This window comes from Mycobacterium sp. NAZ190054, assembly GCF_001545925.1.
In the GTDB taxonomy this organism is placed as follows: Bacteria; Actinomycetota; Actinomycetes; order Mycobacteriales; family Mycobacteriaceae; genus Mycobacterium.
In genome coordinates this window covers 1-2,624 of record NZ_LMVQ01000382.1, presented here as the reverse complement: position 1 = coordinate 2,624, position 2,624 = coordinate 1, and the positions used below count along the sequence as shown (strand labels likewise).

Here is a 2,624-nt window from a genome sequence, read left to right as displayed (position 1 = left end):
TCGCCGAGGTGGTCGAGGGTAAGCCGCCGCGGAAGGTGCCGGACATCCCGGTGGCCACCCGGCTCGCCGGTCTGGAGCCGCTCAACATCGACGACGACTCCCTGTTCGTCAACATCGGCGAGCGCACGGCACCACCCCGCAGCGGCCGACGCCGAGCGCCCCTACCTCGCCCTGCTGGAGGCGGTCAGCGCCGTGCAGGCCCGGTTGGTCGCGCAGTGGATGCTGGCCGGATTCATCCACGGCGTGATGAACACCGACAACATGACGATCTCGGGCGAGACCATCGACTACGGGCCGTGCGCGTTCATGGAGGCCTTCGATCCCGCGACGGTGTACAGCTCGATCGACAGCTGGGGCCGCTACGCGTACGGCAACCAGCCCTCGGTCGCGCTGTGGAACCTGGCGCGGTTCGCCGAGGCGCTGCTGCCGCTGCTCGACGAGGACACGACACAGGCGATCGCGATGGCCGAAGCGTCGCTGGGCGCGTTCCAGCAGCTCTACGAGACGGCGTGGACGGACGGGATGCGGGCCAAGCTCGGGGTGCCGGAAGCTTCGGCGCCGGAGCTCGATCCGCTGATCGAGCAGCTGCTGACCCAGATGCAGCAGAGCCAGGTCGACCACACGTCGTTCTACCGCCGGCTGGCGGCGGCGGCCCGCGGCGACGCCGAGCCGGTGCGCGGGGAGTTCGTCGACCTCGCCGCGTTCGACGACTGGCTGACCCGCTGGCGTGCGCTGGGGCCGGATCCGGAGCTGATGGACCGCGTCAATCCCGTCTACATCCCGCGCAACCATCTCGTCGAGGAAGCGCTGAGGGCGGCCACCGGCGGGGACCTGGAACCACTGCACGGTCTGCTCGCCGCGATCGGGTCGCCGTTCGATGAGCGGCCCGGGCTGGAGCGGTACGCCGAACCCGGCCAGAAGGAGTTCAGCGCCTCGTTCCGAACCTTCTGTGGAACCTGACCGCCGCGCGTAGCGTGCCTCGTGTGGGCGCCAAGAGTGTTCGGCTGGGACTGCAGGACCTGCTGTTCATCTACGGCGAGACGTCGAGTTCGAAGATGCACGTCGCCGGGCTGCTCCCGTTCACCCCGCCCGCGGACGCGTCGGTCGACTACCTTCGCGGTCTGATCGACGACGCGCGCGGCGAGGAGGTGGTGCCGCCGTGGAACCGCAAGCTGGCCAGTCCGCGCCTCCAGTTCAGCCCGCTGCACAGCTGGGTGACCGACGAGGACTTCGACTTCGACTATCACGTCCGGCGCTCCGCGCTGCCCAGCCCGGGTGACGAACGCGAGCTCGGCATCCTGGTGTCCCGGTTGCACAGCAACCCCCTCGACCTGACCCGGCCGCCGTGGGAGCTGCACGTCATCGAGGGCCTGGAGGGCGGCCGGTTCGCGCTGTACATGAAGATCCACCACGCGCTGCTGGACGGCTACAGCGCCATGCGGATGCTGAGACGGAGCCTGTCCGACGACCCGGCGACGCGGGACGCCCGGATGTTCTTCAACATCCCGATACCGACGCGGAACAGGCGCGCCGGGGACGCCGCGCCGTCGCCGAACCCGCTGGCCACGGTGTTGCGGACGCTCGGCGGAATCGGTTCCACGGCGACCGGCGGTGTGGGTTCGGCGCTGGACCTGACCGCGGCCCTGGTGAACACCCAGCTGCGACGCGACGGCGACTACCGACACATCTCCGGATCGGCGTCGGCGCCGCACAGCATCCTCAACGCGCGGATCAGCCGTAACCGACGGTTCGCCACCCAGCAGTACGACTTCGACCGGCTCAAGAAGTTGAGTGCGCACCACGACTCGACGATCAACGACGTCGCGCTGGCGATCATCGGCGGAGGGCTGCGCAAGTTCCTCCGCGACATCGACGAACTGCCCGGGCGTTCGTTGATCGCGTTCCTGCCCGTCAATGTGCGGCCGAAGGGCGACGAGGGCGGTGGCAACGCGGTGGGCGCGATGCTGGCGCCGATGGGCACCGACATCGACGATCCGCTCGAACGGCTGTCGGTGATCACCGCGGCCACGCGCGCGACGAAGGCGCAGCTGCAGTCCATGTCGTCGGCGGCGATCATCGCCTACAGCGCGGCGCTGCTGGCCCCGGCCGGCGGACAGATCGCCGGAGCGCTGACCGGGGTGAGTCCGCCGTGGCCGTACACGTTCAACCTGTGCGTGTCCAACGTTCCCGGACCACGGGAACGGTTGTATTTCAACGGGTCTCGACTCGAAGCGACCTACCCGGTGTCGATTCCGATCCACGGCATGGCGTTGAACATCACGTTGCAGAGCTACGCCGACACGGTGAACTTCGGCTTCGTCGGCTGCCGGGACCGCCTGCCGCATCTCCAACGGCTGGCCGTGTTCACCGGCGAGGCCCTCGCCGATCTGGAAGCCGCCTCCGAGGCGTGAATCCCAAGCCCTCAGAAGGGTGGGGGTTCGTCGGGGTCGGGGTCGGGGTTGGTGTGGTGTTGGGGTGGGGGTTGCCAGTTGGGTGGGTGAAGCGCCCCGGGTTTGATACACACTCGGTTATTGGTGTGCAGCCGATGGGTGGGCTGTGTTTGTAGCGTAGTAGACCTGCTCGTATTCGATCGGTGGGATGCGGCCCAGACGGTGCATGAGCCT

At 68.5% G+C, this 2,624-nt stretch carries 1 protein-coding gene and 1 pseudogene; both read left to right on the top strand.

Translation table 11 applies throughout. The features are described from left to right. Positions 1–117: 117 nt before the first annotated feature. Positions 118–960 (top strand): annotated as a pseudogene (locus tag ASJ79_RS22300) (protein adenylyltransferase SelO family protein); the annotation flags it as partial. A 23-nt stretch (positions 961–983) separates the two neighbouring features. Next, the gene (locus tag ASJ79_RS22295) at positions 984–2,411 is read left to right on the top strand and encodes a wax ester/triacylglycerol synthase family O-acyltransferase (RefSeq protein WP_067960043.1); all 1,428 of its coding nucleotides are present in this window, start codon (positions 984–986) and stop codon (positions 2,409–2,411) included. Positions 2,412–2,624 lie beyond the last annotated feature (213 nt).